This window comes from Mycobacterium sp. PTI7 (assembly GCF_056679845.1).
Map to the genome: position 1 here is coordinate 3,249,740 of NZ_CM155252.1, position 15,840 is coordinate 3,265,579.

The window sequence follows — 15,840 nt, forward strand, 5'->3', positions numbered from 1 at the left end:
ACCTTAACGGGAATGGATTCCCACCATGGGCAGTTGTCGGAGTGGGACACTAACGATAATTTCGTCCCGATTAGGAGTGATCATGGAGTATCGACGCGTAGGCGACTCGGGCCTGCAGGTCTCGGAGTTGGCGTTCGGCGCCGCTACCTTCGGCGGTGCCGGCGCATTCTTCGGAGCATGGGGTGACACCGACGTGGACGGTGCGCGGCGCATCGTGGACGCGTGCCTCGAGGCGGGGGTGACCCTCTTCGACACCGCCGACGTGTACTCCGACGGGGCCTCGGAGGAGATACTCGGCGCCGCGCTGCGCGGTCGTCGCGATGAGGTCGTCATCTCGACCAAGGCCGGACTGCCGATGGGTCCGCTCGAGTGGGGCACCTCGCGCAGCAGGCTGATCGGCGCCGTGGAGAACGCCCTGCGACGCCTAGGGACCGACCGCATCGATCTGTTCCAGTTGCACGGGTACGACGCCCGCACGCCGATCGAGGAGGTGCTGCAGACACTGGACGTGCTCGTGGCGCAGGGCAAGGTCCGTTACGTCGGGGCATCGAACTTCGCGGGTTGGCATTTGATGAAGTCGCTGGCACTTGCCGACGCCGGTCGCCGACCCCGGTACGTGGCACATCAGGTGTATTACTCGCTGCTCGGCAGGGACTACGAGTGGGAACTCATGCCCTTGGCGGCTGCCGAAGGAGTCGGAGCGATCGTGTGGAGTCCCCTGGGCTGGGGGCGGCTCACCGGCATGATCCGGCGCGGCGCACCTCTTCCCGAGCGCAGCCGGCTGCACACCACCGTCGATGCCGGACCGCCGGTGACCGACGAGCGGCTGTACGCCGTCGTGGACGTATTGGACGAGATCGCAGCGGAGACCGGCAAGTCCGTGCCGCAGATCGCGCTGAACTGGCTGCTGGCCCGCCCTACGGTGGCGTCGGTCATCATCGGTGCGCGCGACGAGCGCCAACTCGCCGACAACCTGGGTGCCGTGGGATGGCGGCTGACGGAGGAGCAGCTGGCCCGGTTGCACGCCGTCAGCGCAATCGACGCGCCCTACCCCTACTTTCCGTATTACCGGCAGGAGGGTTTCGCGCGGCTCAACCCCCCGATCGACGGTTGAGGCCGGTCGCTCAAGCGGGTCGGTGCAGCTCGATGAGGTGCTGGTAGGCGGCGGCGTTGAGCCTGTTGTGGTCGACCTCGGCGTCGCCGAGTTCGCGCTTCACCTTCCCCGGCACACCGGCGACGAGCGACCGCGGCGGGATGACCGCACCCTGGGGCACCACGGCGCCGGCCGCGACCAGCGAGCCGGCGCCGATCACGGCACCATTGAGCACGATCGCACCCATCCCGATCAGGCAGTCGTCCTCGACGGTGCAGCCGTGCAGCACCGCGTTGTGGCCGATGCTGACCCCCGATCCGATCGTCGCGGGGAAGCCCGGGTCGACGTGGATGGTGGCGCCGTCCTGGACGTTGCTGCCCTCGCCGATCTCGATGGGCTCGAACTCGGCGCGCAGCGTCGCGCTGAACCAGACGCTGGCCTTCGCGGCGAGCGTGACGCGGCCGATCACGGCGGCGTTCGCCGCGATCCAGGACTCGTCGTGCAACTGCGGGACGTGACCGCCGACGGTGATGATCAGGGGTTCTGGCATGGCCGCCATCGTAGGCACCGGGCGGGCCCACGCGGCTAGGAGCCCTGGAACACCCTGCGGTAGCCGGTTGGCGACATGCCGACGCCACGGCGCAGGTGGTGGCGGAGGTTCGCGCCGGTGCCGAGACCGGACAACCTCGCCACCTCGTCGACCGACAGGTCGCGCGACTCGAGGAGCTCGCGGGCCATGTCGAGGCGCCGGTTGCGCACCCACGTTCCAGGCGCCTGCCCGGTCTCGTCCCGGAAGCGGCGGTTGAAGGTCCGCAAGCTGGTGTTGGCGTGACGGGCCAGCCGTTCCACCGACAGGTCCTCGTCGAGGTGGTGCAGCGCCCACTGCCGGGTCTCGGTGGTGGAGGCGTCGTCGACGGGTGGCACGTGACGGTCGATGAACTGCGCCTGACCGCCCTCGCGCCACGGGGGCACCACGCAGTACCGGGCGACGGCGTTCGCGACCGCCGAGCCGTGGTCGGACCGGACGAGGTGCAGACAGAGGTCGATCCCAGCGGCCAGTCCGGCTGAGGTCAGCACGTCGCCGTCGTCGACGAACAGGACGTTCTCGTCGACGGTCACGGCGGGGTACAGCCCTCGCAGATCGTCGGCGAACCTCCAGTGCGTCGCAACCGTCCGACCGTCGAGCAGACCGGCGGCGGCCAGTACGAAGGTGCCGGTGCAGATGGAGACCACCCGGGCCCCGGGGCGGATGGACGACAGCGCTGCCGCCACGTCCGCGTCGAGGGTGCCGTCGACGCGGGCGGGCGCGTAGCGGGTGCCGGGGACGATGACCGTGTCGGCATCCGCCAGGGCCTCCGGCCCCGCGGCGGGGACCACGTCGAACCCGTTGGCGCCATGGACGGGCGCACGGCTCAGACCGCACACCGTCACGTCGTAGAGCGGCCCGCGGTGGTCCTCGGCGGCGCCGAACAGCATCGAGGGGATCGCGGCGTCGAAGCCGACGACGGGTGGCAGCAGCAGGACGGCGACGCGATGCGGGCGGTGCACCCGACCAGTGTGGCACGTTATCGACGACTAATGGCATTCATGCCACTAGCGCTGCGGCTCGGGACCGGCCACCGTGTATTCGTGACGATCACCGACCCCGTCGAGGGCTCCGTGCGGACTCCGTGTTTCCATTGGGCCTGGGTGGTGGCCGCCGTCGGTTTCGTGGCGATCCTCGGCGCCGCGGGCTTCCGCTCGGTGCCCGGCGTGATGATGATGCCGCTGCACGATGAATTCGGCTGGTCGCACGGCACGGTGGGCCTCGCGATGTCGGTCAACATGACGCTGTTCGGCCTCACCGCGCCGTTCGCCGCCGCGCTCATGGACCGCCTCGGCGTTCGACCGGTCGTGACGGCGGCGTTGGTGCTCATCGCCGCGGGGTCCGCGCTGTCGGTGACGATGACGGCGAGCTGGCAGCTGGTGCTGTTCTGGGGCGTCCTGGTCGGCGTCGGCACCGGATCGATCTCGATGGGCTTCGTCGCCACGATCGCGACGCGCTGGTTCGAGCAGCGCCGCGGCCTGGTCACGGGCGTCCTCACGGCGGCGGGCGCGACGGGTCAGCTCGTCTTCCTTCCGCTGGTCGCCGAGGTGACCACGCGGCACGGGTGGCGATGGGCTTCGTTGATCGTCGCTGCCGCAGCACTGGCCGTCGTCCCGCTCGTGCTGCTCTTCATGCGCAATCACCCCGCGGACAAGGGATTGACGGCCTACGGCGCGACCGCTGCGACGACGCCGGCCGTGGTCCCCACCGGCACCTTCCGCGCCGCGTTCGACGGGCTGCTGCTCGGCGCCCGCGTCCCCGCGTTCTGGCTGCTGGCCGGCAGCTTCGCGATCTGCGGCATGACCACCAACGGGCTGATCGGCACGCACTTCATCCCGGCGGCCAACGACCACGGCATGCCCACCACCGTCGCGGCCGGACTGCTGGCCGCGATCGGCGTGCTGGACGTCGCGGGCACGATTTTCTCGGGGTGGCTGACTGACCGCGTCGACCCGCGCCTGCTGCTCGTCGTCTACTACGCCGGACGCGGCGTATCGCTGCTCCTGTTGCCCTCGCTGCTATCACCGCACGCCGCGCCGGGCACCTGGGTGTTCATCATCTTCTACGGTCTCGACTGGGTGGCGACCGTGCCGCCGACGATCGTGCTGTGCCGCAACTACTTCGGAGCGCGCGCTCCCATCGTCTTCGGCTGGGTGTTCGCCTCCCACCAGATCGGGGCGGCGGTGGCTGCCGCTGGCGCCGGCTGGATACGGGACCTACGCGGCGACTACGACCTCGCGTTCTACGTGGCGGCAGGACTGTGCGCGGTTGCAGCGCTGCTGTGCCTGGCAGTGCGGAAGGCGCCCGCAACGCCGTGCTGACGGTGTGTTCCAGATCACTGCGATTTGGCGGATGACCTCGCGGTTCACTTACCATTCGGGTGGCGAAGCGTCGGGGGATGCAATCTTTCGCCCCAACCGACGATGACGCATCGCACCAATCGAGGAGCCGAACGTGAAGACCCGATCCAGCAAGGCCCTGGGGATGGCGGCGGCCATCGCCGCACTCTCGGTGTCGCTGCCCATGGCGATCAGCGCCCAGGCCGAGCCCACCACGCCCACCACGACCCCGGAGAAGCCGCCGGCCGAGCCGCAGGGCAACTGCGATCCGGTGCGCGCCGAGGTCACCGCCGCGGGCACCACGCTCGCCGACCTCGCGAAGCAGCCCGTCGGCGAGGTCATCGCGAAGATCCCGTCGCTGAGCACCTTCTACTCGGCGATCTCGGGTGGGCTCAACCCCGAGGTCAACATCGTTCCCGTCCTGGAGAACGGCCCGTACGTCGTGTTCGCGCCGAGCAACGACGCGTTCGCCAAGCTGGACCCCGCGCAGCTCGAGTCGCTGAAGACCGATCCCGCCGCGCTGACCAAGCTGGACTACTACCACGTGTTCCTCGGTCTGCTGAATCCCGGCGACGTCGCCGGCCAGCGGCCCACCCAGCAGGGTGAGGAGCTGAAGGTGACCGGCAAGGACGGCGACATCACGGTCAACGACAGTTCCAAGGTGATCTGCGGCGGCATCTCCGCGCGCGATGCCCGCATCTACATCGTCGACACCGTGCTCGACCCGGCCGCGCCGCCTGCTGCGGTCACCCCGCAGACGTCGTTCAGCAACACCGGCGAGGCGCCGAAGCCGCGGACCAGCACCAGCAGCACCACGCCGTCACCCGCACCGGCCGGCTGACACCACACGGCACAGCACGCAAAAGCGGCTCGGGACGTCATTGTCCCGAGCCGCTTTCGTGTGTCCGACCCCTAGCCGGTGCGGCTAGAGGCCGAGGTCCTTGCCGATGATCTCCTTCATGATCTCGGTCGTGCCGCCGTAGATCGTCTGGATCCGCACGTCGACGTAGTCGCGGGCCACCTTGTACTCGTTCATGTAGCCGTACCCGCCGTGCAGCTGCACGCACGCGTCGACGACCCGCTTGTTCAACTCCGTGCACCACCACTTGGCCTTCGAGGCCTGCACGGCCGTCAGCTCGCCATCGACCACGGCGCGCAGGCAACGGTCGATGTACTGCTCGCCGATCTCGAGTTCGGTGTCCAGCTCGGCCATCACGAAGCGGCTGTGCTGGAAGCTGCCGATCGGCTTGCCGAACGCCTTGCGGTCCTTCACGTACTGCAGCGTGTCGTCGAATGTGGCGCGGGCACCCGCGATCGCCGCGATGCCGATCGACAGACGCTCGGACGGCAGGTTCGTCATCAGGTGGTAGAAGCCCTTGCCTTCCTCGCCGAGCAGATTCGCGCCGGGCACCCGCACGTTCTCAAAGTGCAGTTCGGCGGTGTCGGCGAAGTGCAGCCCCATCTTGTCGAGCTTGCGGCCGCGGGTGAAGCCCGGCATGTCGCGCTCGACGACCAGCAGCGAGAAGCCCTTGTGGCCGGCGTCGGGATTGGTGCGGGCGACCACGACGACGAGGTCGGAGTTGATCCCCGCGGAGATGAAGGTCTTGGATCCGTTCAGGATCCAGTCGTCGCCGTCGCGCACCGCCGTGGTCTTGATGCCCGCCAGGTCGCTGCCCGCGCCCGGCTCGGTCATCGCCACGGCGCCGATGAGTTCACCGGTGATGTAGCCCGGCAGCCACCGGGCCTGCTGCTCCTCGTTGGCGAGGTTGGCGAAATAGGGCCCCACGATGTCGTTCTGCAGGCTCAGCCCAGGAGTGGCCGCGCCGTAGCGGGCGAACTCCTCCACGATCACGGCGTTGAACCGGAAGTCGTCGACACCGCCGCCGCCGAACTTCTCCGGCAGGTTGAAGCCGATCAGGCCGTATTTGCCTGCGGCGACGTAGGATTCGCGATCGACGAGCCGATCCGCGTCCCACTTCTCGGCGTACGGCGCGCACTCCTTCTCCAGGAACTGACGCGCGGTCTGCCGCAGCTGCTCGTGCTCTTCTTCGAAGACCAGTCTCTTCACGGTGTCCCTCTCCTACTTGGCTTTCCAGACCGGCTGGCGCTTCTCGGCGAAGGCCCGCGGTCCTTCCTTCGCGTCCTCCGAGCGCAGCACGCCGCCCATCTCGCGCATGGTCCGGTTCCAGCCGTCGCGCTCGCCGGTGATGACGCCGTCGTCGACGCCCTGGGCCACCCGCTTGCTCGCCCACACGGCCAGCGGCGCATTGACCGTGATTCGTTCGGCCAGTGCCAGTGCGGCGTCCACCACGGTGCCGTCGGGCACGACCTGGTTGATCAGGCCCCACCGCAGCGCGTCGGCCGACGACATCGGCTCGCCGGTGAACATCAGCTCCATCGCGACCTTGCGCGGCAGCTGGTCGACGATGCGGAACACGCCGCCGGCCGCGGCAATGAGACCGCGCTTCACCTCGGGCAGGCCGAACATCGTGCGTTCCTCGGCCACCACCAGATCGCTGGCCAAGGCCAGTTCGGTGCCGCCGCCCAGCGCGGTGCCGTTGACGGCCGCGATGGTCGGCTTGTCGATGACGTGCTGCACGTAACCGGCGAAGCCCCACTCTCCGTGCTCGGGGTGGTAGAGGTTCTCCCGCCGCGAGATCGCCTTGAGATCGGCTCCGGCGCAAAATGTTTGGCCGGCACCGGTGATGACGACGGCGCGCACCTCGGGATCGTGCTGGGCCTCGTGCAGGGCGTCGCCGACCGCGATGCTCACCGACGCGTTGACCGCGTTGCGCGCATCGGGCCGGTTCAGCGTGATCAGTAGGACGTTGCCCCGGCGCTCGGTGAGCGCGCCGGGTGCCGCCGTCTCGGTCTCGGCCGTCACAGCAGCTCGAGAATGGTGGCGTTTGCCTGGCCGCCACCCTCGCACATGGTCTGCAGGCCGTACTGAATGTTGTTGTCCCGCATGTGGTAAAGCATCGTCGTCATGATGCGGGCACCCGAGCCACCCAGCGGGTGACCGAGGGCGATCGCGCCACCGTTGGGGTTGAGCTTCTTCTCGTCGGCGCCGATGTCCTTGAGCCACGCGAGCGGAACGGGTGCGAAGGCCTCGTTGACCTCGAACACGCCGATCTCGTCGAGCGACAGACCCGAGCGCTTGAGCGCCTTCTGGGTGGCGGGGATCGGCGCGGTCAGCATGATCACCGGGTCGGATCCGGCCAGCACCGCGGTGTGCACCTTGGCCAGCGGCTTGAGACCCAGTTCCTTGGCCTTCTCCGCGGACATGAACAGCAGCGCGGCCGAGCCGTCGGAGATCTGAGAGGCGTTGCCCGCGTGGATGACACCGTCCTCCTTGAACGCCGGCTTGATTCCGGCCATCTTCTCGATGGTGCCGCCGCGACGGATGCCCTCGTCCTTGAGCACCACGTTGCCGTCCTGGTCCTTGATGCCGACGATCTGATCGTCGAACGCACCGGCGTCCTGCGCGGCCGCGGCCTTCTCGTGCGAGCTGAGGGAGAACTGGTCGAGGGCGGTGCGGTCGAGGCCCCACTGCTCGGCGATCATCTCGGCGCCGGTGCCCTGGTTCGGGGTCTGGCTGTAGCGGCTGCGGAAGGCCTCCGGGTAGGGGTGCCCGCCGTTGGCGAGCGAGGCGCCCATCGGGGTGCGCGACATCGACTCGACACCGCCGGCGACCACCACGTCGTAGTGGCCGGCCACCACGCCTGCGCCGGCGAAGTGCACCGACTGCTGGCTCGAGCCGCACTGCCGGTCGACGGTCACGCCGGGGACGCTCTCGGGCCAACCCGCAGCGAGCACCGCGGTGCGGGCGATGTCGAGGGCCTGCTCGCCGGCCTGCATGACACAGCCCCAGATGACGTCGTCGACGAGCGCGGGGTCGACGCCGGCGCGCTGCACCAGACCGTTGAGGACCTGCGCCGAGAGTTCACCCGGGTGCACCCCGGACAGACCGCCGTTGCGCTTCCCGACGGGCGATCGGACGGCCTCGACGATGACGGCTTCAGCCATGAGGACTTCTCCTTCGAAGTGTGGTCGGCGCTCGCGCGCCCGAGATGGATCCTCACCGAAGGTAAAGGAGTAGGTTTACTAGGTCAACCTACTGGTTGGTAGAACTGCACGACCGGTCCCCGGTTGGCCGACATGTTCTACTGAGTTCACCAGCTGGCTGCCGGCCGGACGGTGGAGAGGAGGCCCGCGTGGCACGCAACACCCCGCTAGCACCCATGATCGGGGCCGACGCGGTCGCCTCGCTCAGCGGCGCGCCCATCCGCTCCCCCAAGACCGCCGAACTGGTCGCGGGCACCCTGCGCCGCATGGTCGTCGACGGCCAGCTGACCGACGGCGACTTCCTGCCCAACGAGGCCGAGCTGATGACCCACTTCGGCGTCAGCAGGCCCACGCTGCGCGAGGCCGTGCGCGTCCTGGAGTCCGAGCGGCTGGTCGAGGTACGCCGCGGCTCCCGCACCGGCGCCCGGGTGCGCGTACCGGGACCGGAGATCGTGGCGCGTCCGGCCGGGCTGCTGCTCGAGTTGTCGGGCGCGACCATCGCCGACGTGCTGGTGGCGCGGTCGGGCATCGAACCCATGGCCGTCCGGCTGCTCGCAGAGAACGCGACGCCCGAGTCCCTGGCCGAACTCGAGGCGATGCTCGCAGAGCACATCCCCGCGGGGTGGCAGTCGGGACGGCTCGCCGAGGCCACCGGCGACTTCCACCTCCGCATGGTCCAGATGTCGGGGAATGCGACGCTGACGATCATCGCGGGCATGCTCCAGGAGATCACCGTGCGGCACACCGCGTTCGCGATCAAGGAGCACCGCGAGGTCTCCAAGGCCGACTACGACAAGCTGACACGCTCCTACCGCCGCCTGCTGACCCTGCTGCGTGCCGGCGACGGCGCCGCCGCGGAGGCGCACTGGCGCAAGCACCTCGACACGGCCCGCGGCCTGCTGCTCGAGGGCTTCGAGGCCGTCAAGGTCCGCGACGTCATGCAGTGACGGTCTTCGACCACGTCACCTGAACCGGCACCGTGTCGTCCCAGGGCTGCCGCGTCACCATGTCGGCGACGTTGACGTAGCCGCGTTCGAACTCCCCCGTCGCGGCGTCGACGAGGCGGTACTCCTGACGCTGCCGGTGGATGGGCTGCGCGTCGAGCAGCAGCACCCGCACCTCACCGGGCTCGAAGTGACAGCGTGCCTGCAGTGCGGCGATGAGTTGCTCGTTGTGCATGTGGCCGTCACCGAAGTTCCAGCCGATCGCCGTCGAGCAGATCCGCTCCCCGTCGGTCAGCACGTAGTCCGCCTCGTCGTGGCCCGCCATCGCTCGGTGGGCCAGGGTGAACATCGCGCGGCCGTGGGTGTTGAACGAGCGGAACGCGTACCCCATGTAGAGGTACATCTCCGCGGTCTCCTTGCTGCCGTAGAACTTCTCCATCTGCGCGGCCGGCATGGCGGCGATCGCGGCGATGTTGTCGGTGATCTTCTCCGCAGCCGATGGCGTGACGCACCACAGCGAGGTGTCCCAGTTGCCCGCGTAGTAGCGCATGCCGGGCAGGAACGACACCTTGCGCGGGAACAGGTTGCCCATCGCGACGGTGCCCGCGACGGCGACGAACAGCACGATCGGCCACGGGCTCTGCATGTCGGCCAACCCGATGTCGGAGTGGCCGACGAACAGCGCCAGCACGGCGAACATCATGAAGACGTTCCACTCCAGCGGCACACCCATCGGGATGGCCGACAGGATGCCGAAGTGGAAGACCAACATCACGGCCGCGGCGATCGCCGTCACCCAGCCGCCGTGACTGAAGAACAGCACCAGCGGCACCAAACCCTCGATGACCGTGCTGAAGTGGGCCAGGCCTCGGGACAGGCGGCCGGGTCGCAGGTCGTCGGGGAACGACTCGAAGAACTTCCGCTTGATCCAGCGGGGGCGGATCACCGGGTTGTTGCTCATCATCGTCGAGATGACGAATGGGAAGTGCTTGTTGAGCTTCGAGGTGGCGGCGCCGATCCAGATCACCAGGCACACCAGCTTGGCGGCGATGATCATGTCGACGCCGCTGAACATGAACGCCACCACGAACGACCCGTAGACCTCACCGCGCGCCGCCAGGAAGATGACCTTGTCGCGCAGGCCCGCCACCACCAGCAGGCCCGCGATCGCCCAGATCTGCCAGGCCGGCAGCACTCCGACGTCGGTGCCGAGCGCGGGGATGGGTCCCGTGCCGTCGGAGAACAACGCGACCACCAGCACGACGAGCAGCGCCGCGTACAGCAGCGCGTCGACGGGGGACCGCGCGTCGCCCTTGGTCAGCGGGATGCGGTCGGGCCACGGTGGGAGCCGAATGGTGCTGGGCCGCAACCAGTACAGCGCCGATCCCAGCGGCGGGAAGAAGCGGTTGTTCAGGGGCCCGAAGCCACACCCCAGACCGACGACCTCGAACAGCATCGTGAACAGCACGACCTTCTGGAACACGATCGGTTCGTCGTACCAGGTCGTGACGGCGGTGAACCCGTCGATCCCCGTCGTCGCCAGCGCCAGCAGCCACGCCGCCAGCACGTACAGCAGGATCTTCACGACGTAGAACAGGTGGAGCACCACCGGGGTGCCGAACCCGACCTCGGCCCAGTGCCGGGCCATCGGCTTGATCTTCTCGGCGCGGGTTCCCTTGCTCCAGACGTCGTAGTCGACGACGGGCACGTCCTGTTTCAGAAATCCCATGCGGGCAAGACTAGAACGTGTTCTAGATCTGCCGGGTCACTTTCCCCCGCGAGCAGACGTGAACTCCCCTGTTTCGCGCCCAACGAGGGGAGTTCACGTCTTTTCGCGGGGTCCGGTTCTCCCGCGAGCAGACGTAAACGTGCCGCTCAGCCCGGCGTGTCGCGCACGTTTGCGTCTGCTCGCCGGGGGCCGTCGGTCAGGTGGTGGGGGCCGGGGGGCGGAAGAAGATCGCGAGCTGACCGATGCCGCCCGCGAGGCCCAGCACGGCGGCGATCAGCAGACCCCCCCAGCCGTGCAGGTAGTCGTAGACACCCGAGCCGGCGAACAGCAGGTGGTCCAGGCTGAGCCTGCCCGCGCCCGTGCCGGCGATCGCCACGGCCGCGACGGCGAGGATCAGGTTGTACTCCCAGCCCTCCTTGACGATGAAGAAGCCGTTCTTGCGGTGCACGGTCCACGCCGCGACCAGCATCAGCGCCACGAACCCGGCGGCGGGGATCGGCGTCAGCAGACCGAACGCGAGCCCCAGGCCGGCGGCCAGTTCGGTGCTCGCGGCGACGCGGGCGTGGAACATCCCGGGCTTCATCCCGATGCTGTCGAACCAGCCGGCGGTGCCGGGGATGCGGCCGCCGCCGAAGAACTTGTTGTAGCCGTGCGCGGCCATGGTCAGACCGAGCACGAGGCGCAGCACCAGCAGGGCGAAATCAGAGGCTTCCACGCAACAGAATGTAGAACATCCGTAAAGCTGGCGCGCAGCCCACGTAGGCATCGCGCCCGTGCGGCTAGCCGTCCAGCGCCGCCTCGAGGCGCGCGACGTACGCGTCGACGTCGTCGACGGCCGACTCCGCGGCGTGCACGCTGATCGACACCGCCTCCCCGACGCCCGACACGCAGTGCGTCAGCCCCATCATCGGGGACAGGCCCGGGAACGCCGCGAGCAGTACGACGGGTCGGCCGCCGAACGCGTAGTCCGCCGCACCGCCGTTGACGCTCGACACGACGGTGTTGCCCGTGACCGCGTCCACCCGAACGTCGGGGTCGAACTGGGCGGCGCCCCAGCGCATCAGCGGCGCGGGGGTGGCGGCGAACGCCATGGCCTCGGCCACCATCGCGGGGTGGGCGGCCCGCCGACGGCGGTCGGCGATGTCGGCGGCGACGAGACTGGGACGCTCGTCACGCGTGGCGTCGACGTGCAGTCCGACGCCCGCGGCGCCGAAGTGGTTGTACGCCCGGCGCGGCCCGGCCTTCGCGATCATCAGCTCCGCACCGAGCGACGTCGGGTCCTGGCCGAGTGCGCGGAGGTGGCCGGCCAAGGCTTCCGAGATCGCCGACAGTGCACCGACGGTCACCGTCGGCCGGGCCAGCTCGGCGCGTGACCGGACCACCGTGCGCAGCCAGCGTGTCCCGTCGGGCCGGGCGTTGGTGCGCAGCAGCGGTCGCAGCGGCGCCGGCGGCGGGACCCGGCCCGCGTCGGTGTCGGCGACCAGCTCGCGGTGGGCCCGGGCGGCGCGGAGCCCCAGCTGCGGCAGCCGGACGGGGCTGAGGTGCCACGGCGTCACCTCCGGCAGGACGCCGTCGCGTCCGAACGCGATGGCAGCCGTCAGCGACGTCCGGCCGCCGCCACCCAGTGCGTGCGAGACCTGCAGCACCGCAACGGTTCCGGATCCATCCACGCCCGGCGCGCCGTCCACGTCCGGGAAGACGTGCAGGCGCCACGCGGTCACGGTCGCGTCGAGCTGGTCGGCGACCAGTGCGACGACGGCGTCGAGGCAGCCCTGCCAGCTGCGGTCGGCGAGGCGGTGGACCACGGTCTGGTGGGCGGCCACCGGCGCGGGCGTCCAGGCGGGGAACCGCAGACCGCCGGGGTCGGCGATGCGCACCCCCAACTCGGGACACGTCGCCGCTCGCGCCCGGACCTGGGCCAGCGCCTCGTCGAGGTCGTCCGGGACGCCGTCGAAGCCGAACAGCAGGAAGGTGTCGTTGGGGATCTTGGCCGACAGCCAGTGCATCTGCGCATCGAACGGCGTCAGTCTCGGCACGGGCACCCGCCAAGGTTAGGCTGCCGACATGCTTCCAGCGGCCAGCGGCAACGGTGCGGTCCTCGTCACGGGTGCCTCGTCGGGCATCGGCGACGAACTGGCCCGCGACTTCGTCCGGCGCGGTCGACGCGTCATCCTGGTCGCGCGCCGCGCCGACAAACTGGAGGCGCTGGCCACCGAGCTGGGCGAGGCCGCCCACGTACTGGCCGCCGATCTCGCCGACGCCGCGGACCGTGCCGCGCTGCCCGATCGGGTCGACGAACTCGGCCTGGTGGTCGACGTTCTGGTGAACAACGCCGGGCTGAGCACCAGTGGGCCCGTCGCCCAGTCCGATCCCACCGCCGAACTGAACCTCGTCGAGGTGGACGTGTGCGCGGTGGTCGACCTGTGCAGCCGCTTCGTACCGGGCATGGTGGGCCGGGGCAGCGGGGCCGTGCTGAACGTCGCGTCGGTGGGTGCGTTCGGGCCGCTGCCCGGACAGGCGTCCTACGGTGCCGCGAAGGCGTTCGTCCTGTCCTACACCCAGGCGCTCGGCCAGGAACTGGCGGGCACCGGGGTCCGCGCGGCCACCCTGTGCCCCGGTCCGGTGAAGACGGGTTTCGGTGCGGCGGCGGGCATCTCGGACGCCGACGCCGAGGCGTCACTGCCCAAGATCATGTGGGTGGACGCCGACGAGGTCGCGCGTACCGCGGTGGACGGGCTGGCCGCGGGCAAATCGGTGATCGTGCCCGGCATCGCCAACCGGGTCGGCGCCGCGGTGTACAAGGTGCTGCCCCGCCGACTGCTGCTCCCGATCCTGGCGAGCAGCCATCCGTCGCTGAAGAAGCGCTAACCGCCGACGAACTCGGTGATCAGGCCGCCGACGGCGTCGGACCGGTCCAACTGCATGAAGTGGCCTGCGCCGGCGACGATCTCGACGCGACTCCCCTCGGGCAGCACGCGTTCCACCCAGCGCGAGTAGGCCGCCGAGGCGCAGCCGTCGTCGGCGCCGTGCAGGTACAGCGTCGGCATCGTCGGCGGCCGGAGCCAGTGGCGGTGCATCTCGGCGTACCGCTCGGGCGGGCGGCTGCCGCGCATCGTCTGGCGGTAATAGGTCAGCGCCGCACGCCAATTCGCCGGTGCGCCGATCGCGGCCCGGACCAGGTCGACGTCCTCGCGCGCGTCGTATCCGGGCGACCACTGCCGCCACAGCCGCGGGATCATCCACGACGCGGACCGGTCGGGCAGCCACGGCAACTGGTTGTACGCGATGTACCAGCTGCGCAGCAGTTGGCGCGGGATCTCGGCCAACAGCCCGGTCGCGTCGGGAACCCTGCCACGGAACGCCGCCGCCGGCGGCACCGACATGATGACGGCCTTCACGAACGGGGAGTCCGGCATCGCCGCCAGGCCCGCCCCGGCCATCGCGCCCCAGTCGTGGCCGATCAGGACGTCCCGATCGGTCCCGCCCACGGCGTCGCGGACCCGCAGCGCGTCGGTCATCAGCGCGCCGATGTGGTAGCTGCCGTCGGCGGCAATCGAGGACGGCGCGTAGCCCCGCATGAACGGGGCGACCACCCGGTAGCCGGAGGCAACCAGCGCGGGCGCGACCTTGCGCCACCCGTGCGCGGTGTCGGGAAATCCGTGCAGACACAGCGCGATCGGGCCGTCGTCGGGCCCCCACGTCAGTGCCACCAGATCCACGTCGGGCGTGGGAACGTCGATCACGCGGGGTTCGGTCATCGGGTCACACCGGATCGAATGCCGAGATCAGCCACTGGTCACCTGATTTCTCCAGCGTGACGCGCACGCTGGACGCCGTGTTGGTGGGTGCATTGCCCCCGACGGAAACGGTCTGGTTGACGAACAGCAGCACCACGGCCCGGTTCGGGTCGGCCGACACCGACGCGGCCGACGGCACCGTCGTCACGGCGGAGACCTGCTGCTGCTGGGCGCCGGGGATCACCACGTCGCGGGTGAACGTGGTGTAGGTGTCGCGGAAGCCGCCGGTCAGCAGGTTGAGGGCGTCGCCGAGCTGCTGCTCCACCTTGTCCGGTGTGTAGGACAGGAGTGTGATCGTGCTGTTCCTGGCCGCCTGCACCGACTGCTCGCGGGCGGCGTCGTCGATGCGCTCCGAGTTGTCCACGTACTTCAGGTATCCCGCGGCGAGGCAGAGGATCAGCACCAGGCCGGGCAGGATGCCGTACGCCAGGATGCGCGCCCGGTCCCGACCCGGAGCGGCCGGCGGTGGCGCGGTCTCGACGGCCGCCTCGCCCTCGTCGAGATCGGTGTCGACGAGTTCTGTGTCATCGGGGGTGGTGTCGTCGGCGGCCACCGTCGTCTCATCCTTCTCGGTCATGTCACGAACTCCACGTCGGCCACCTTCGCGTCGTCGCCGTCCTTATGCACCGTGATCCGCATGCGCCACGCGCGGGGGGCCTGCTCGGGCTGACCCTCGAGCACGGTGGTGACGACGACCGCGACGAGCACGTCCGCACCGTCCGGCGACATCGACGCGACGCCCGCCTCCGTGACCGTGCCGACGGACTTGGACTTGACCTGCTTCACCACCTCGGCGTACGGCTTCGCCCGCTGGTTGAACTCGTCGTAGAACTGCCCCGTCGCGTTGCCGAGGATGCGCTGCACGTCCTGATCGACCTGCGCGTAGTCGACGCTGGTCAGGTTCAGCGCGCCCTGCCGGCCGACCTCCAGGAAGAGCTGCCGCTGCTCGTCGGCCCGGTGCGACTCGTAGGCGCGGAATCCCAGCCAGGTGGTCAGTCCGCCGAGGGCGAGCACCAGGACCAGGCCGACGATGGTGGCGAGGCGCACGTGCGACATCGGTTCCGGAGGCGGCGGGGGCGCGCCCGGCTCCTCGACGGCGCCGACCAGGTCGTCGTCCGGCGTGCCGTCGAGGTCCGTGTCGACCTCGTCGGCGGCACCGGATGCCTCGCTTTCCGCGTCGGTTCCACTCCCGGCGGGGACGGCAGCGTCGTCTGCCATGTCTGCTCCTCTGGTGACACTCCAGGCCCATGGTCGTCCTGCGGGCACGCGTGCGGGTCCGACCCAACC

Annotated in this window: 16 protein-coding genes; 5 read left to right on the forward strand and 11 right to left on the reverse strand. The window is 69.7% G+C overall.

Annotated elements, in window-relative coordinates; translation table 11 throughout:
• The first annotated feature begins 82 nt into the window (after window positions 1–82).
• Window positions 83–1,114, forward strand: a complete 1,032-nt coding sequence (locus tag AC1MEY_RS15545) for an aldo/keto reductase (RefSeq protein WP_480226389.1) — start codon at window positions 83–85, stop codon at window positions 1,112–1,114.
• 10 nt (window positions 1,115–1,124) lie between these two features.
• On the opposite strand, the gene AC1MEY_RS15550 is transcribed toward AC1MEY_RS15545, so the two are convergent.
• Complete coding sequence (locus AC1MEY_RS15550; RefSeq protein ID WP_480226390.1) at window positions 1,125–1,643, reverse strand: gamma carbonic anhydrase family protein; 519 nt, start codon at window positions 1,641–1,643, stop codon at window positions 1,125–1,127.
• Between the two features lie 35 nt (window positions 1,644–1,678).
• The gene (locus tag AC1MEY_RS15555; RefSeq protein WP_480226391.1) at window positions 1,679–2,641 is read right to left on the reverse strand and encodes a GlxA family transcriptional regulator; all 963 of its coding nucleotides are present in this window, start codon (window positions 2,639–2,641) and stop codon (window positions 1,679–1,681) included.
• An 81-nt stretch (window positions 2,642–2,722) separates the two neighbouring features.
• On the opposite strand from AC1MEY_RS15555, the gene AC1MEY_RS15560 reads away from it, so the two are divergent.
• A complete protein-coding gene (locus tag AC1MEY_RS15560; protein ID WP_480226392.1) occupies window positions 2,723–4,000 on the forward strand; it encodes an MFS transporter in 1,278 nt (425 codons plus the stop codon).
• Between the two features lie 133 nt (window positions 4,001–4,133).
• Complete coding sequence (locus AC1MEY_RS15565; protein WP_480226393.1) at window positions 4,134–4,859, forward strand: fasciclin domain-containing protein; 726 nt, start codon at window positions 4,134–4,136, stop codon at window positions 4,857–4,859.
• An 84-nt stretch (window positions 4,860–4,943) separates the two neighbouring features.
• On the opposite strand, the gene AC1MEY_RS15570 is transcribed toward AC1MEY_RS15565, so the two are convergent.
• From AC1MEY_RS15570 to AC1MEY_RS15580, 3 genes are read right to left on the reverse strand one after another with little or no spacing between them, the layout of a single operon-like run.
• On the reverse strand, window positions 4,944–6,086 hold the full coding sequence (locus AC1MEY_RS15570; RefSeq protein ID WP_480226394.1) for an acyl-CoA dehydrogenase family protein: 1,143 nt from the start codon (window positions 6,084–6,086) through the stop codon (window positions 4,944–4,946).
• A gap of 12 nt (window positions 6,087–6,098) precedes the next feature.
• On the reverse strand, window positions 6,099–6,902 hold the full coding sequence (locus tag AC1MEY_RS15575; protein WP_480226395.1) for a crotonase/enoyl-CoA hydratase family protein: 804 nt from the start codon (window positions 6,900–6,902) through the stop codon (window positions 6,099–6,101).
• Complete coding sequence (locus tag AC1MEY_RS15580) at window positions 6,899–8,044, reverse strand: thiolase family protein (protein WP_480226396.1); 1,146 nt, start codon at window positions 8,042–8,044, stop codon at window positions 6,899–6,901. Before AC1MEY_RS15580 ends, AC1MEY_RS15575 begins: the two co-directional genes overlap by 4 nt.
• Window positions 8,045–8,232: 188 nt before the next feature.
• Between AC1MEY_RS15580 and AC1MEY_RS15585 the strand changes: the two genes are divergently transcribed.
• Window positions 8,233–9,030: a FadR/GntR family transcriptional regulator gene (locus tag AC1MEY_RS15585; RefSeq protein ID WP_480226397.1), complete on the forward strand. Its 798-nt coding sequence runs from the start codon at window positions 8,233–8,235 to the stop codon at window positions 9,028–9,030.
• Here AC1MEY_RS15585 and AC1MEY_RS15590 read toward each other — a convergent pair.
• The 3 genes from AC1MEY_RS15590 to AC1MEY_RS15600 all read right to left on the reverse strand — a co-directional run bounded on the left by AC1MEY_RS15590 (window position 9,020) and on the right by AC1MEY_RS15600 (window position 12,798).
• Entirely contained in the window at window positions 9,020–10,756 is a 1,737-nt protein-coding gene (locus tag AC1MEY_RS15590; protein ID WP_480226398.1) for a DUF3556 domain-containing protein, read from the reverse strand. The genes AC1MEY_RS15585 and AC1MEY_RS15590 overlap by 11 nt on opposite strands.
• Window positions 10,757–10,952: 196 nt before the next feature.
• Complete coding sequence (locus tag AC1MEY_RS15595; RefSeq protein ID WP_480226399.1) at window positions 10,953–11,471, reverse strand: DoxX family protein; 519 nt, start codon at window positions 11,469–11,471, stop codon at window positions 10,953–10,955.
• A 64-nt stretch (window positions 11,472–11,535) separates the two neighbouring features.
• Complete coding sequence (locus AC1MEY_RS15600) at window positions 11,536–12,798, reverse strand: WS/DGAT domain-containing protein (RefSeq protein WP_480226400.1); 1,263 nt, start codon at window positions 12,796–12,798, stop codon at window positions 11,536–11,538.
• A 22-nt stretch (window positions 12,799–12,820) separates the two neighbouring features.
• Here AC1MEY_RS15600 and AC1MEY_RS15605 point away from each other — a divergent pair, with 22 nt between their 5' ends.
• Window positions 12,821–13,624, forward strand: coding sequence for an SDR family NAD(P)-dependent oxidoreductase (locus AC1MEY_RS15605; protein WP_480226401.1), 804 nt, complete (start codon window positions 12,821–12,823; stop codon window positions 13,622–13,624).
• On the opposite strand, the gene AC1MEY_RS15610 is transcribed toward AC1MEY_RS15605, so the two are convergent.
• Genes AC1MEY_RS15610 through AC1MEY_RS15620 form a run of 3 tightly spaced genes read right to left on the reverse strand, consistent with a single transcriptional unit; the run spans window position 13,621 to window position 15,771 of the window.
• Window positions 13,621–14,514, reverse strand: coding sequence for an alpha/beta fold hydrolase (locus AC1MEY_RS15610; protein ID WP_480226402.1), 894 nt, complete (start codon window positions 14,512–14,514; stop codon window positions 13,621–13,623). The genes AC1MEY_RS15605 and AC1MEY_RS15610 overlap by 4 nt on opposite strands.
• Before the next feature lie 4 nt (window positions 14,515–14,518).
• Complete coding sequence (locus tag AC1MEY_RS15615) at window positions 14,519–15,130, reverse strand: hypothetical protein (RefSeq protein ID WP_480226403.1); 612 nt, start codon at window positions 15,128–15,130, stop codon at window positions 14,519–14,521.
• Window positions 15,127–15,771: an Mce protein gene (locus tag AC1MEY_RS15620; RefSeq protein ID WP_480226404.1), complete on the reverse strand. Its 645-nt coding sequence runs from the start codon at window positions 15,769–15,771 to the stop codon at window positions 15,127–15,129. The genes AC1MEY_RS15615 and AC1MEY_RS15620 overlap by 4 nt, the downstream gene beginning before the upstream one ends.
• Window positions 15,772–15,840 lie beyond the last annotated feature (69 nt).

Excerpts from the sequence above, each read along its gene's own strand:
- AC1MEY_RS15610 (WP_480226402.1), bottom strand. The coding sequence starts at position 14,514 with ATGACCGAACCCCGCGTGATCGACGTTCCCACGCCCGACGTGGATCTG.
- AC1MEY_RS15550 (WP_480226390.1), bottom strand. The coding sequence starts at position 1,643 with ATGCCAGAACCCCTGATCATCACCGTCGGCGGTCACGTCCCGCAGTTG.
- AC1MEY_RS15545 (WP_480226389.1), top strand. The coding sequence starts at position 83 with ATGGAGTATCGACGCGTAGGCGACTCGGGCCTGCAGGTCTCGGAGTTG.
- AC1MEY_RS15605 (WP_480226401.1), top strand. The coding sequence starts at position 12,821 with ATGCTTCCAGCGGCCAGCGGCAACGGTGCGGTCCTCGTCACGGGTGCC.
- AC1MEY_RS15620 (WP_480226404.1), bottom strand. The coding sequence starts at position 15,771 with ATGGCAGACGACGCTGCCGTCCCCGCCGGGAGTGGAACCGACGCGGAA.
- AC1MEY_RS15580 (WP_480226396.1), bottom strand. The coding sequence starts at position 8,044 with ATGGCTGAAGCCGTCATCGTCGAGGCCGTCCGATCGCCCGTCGGGAAG.
- AC1MEY_RS15590 (WP_480226398.1), bottom strand. The coding sequence starts at position 10,756 with ATGGGATTTCTGAAACAGGACGTGCCCGTCGTCGACTACGACGTCTGG.
- AC1MEY_RS15615 (WP_480226403.1), bottom strand. The coding sequence starts at position 15,130 with ATGACCGAGAAGGATGAGACGACGGTGGCCGCCGACGACACCACCCCC.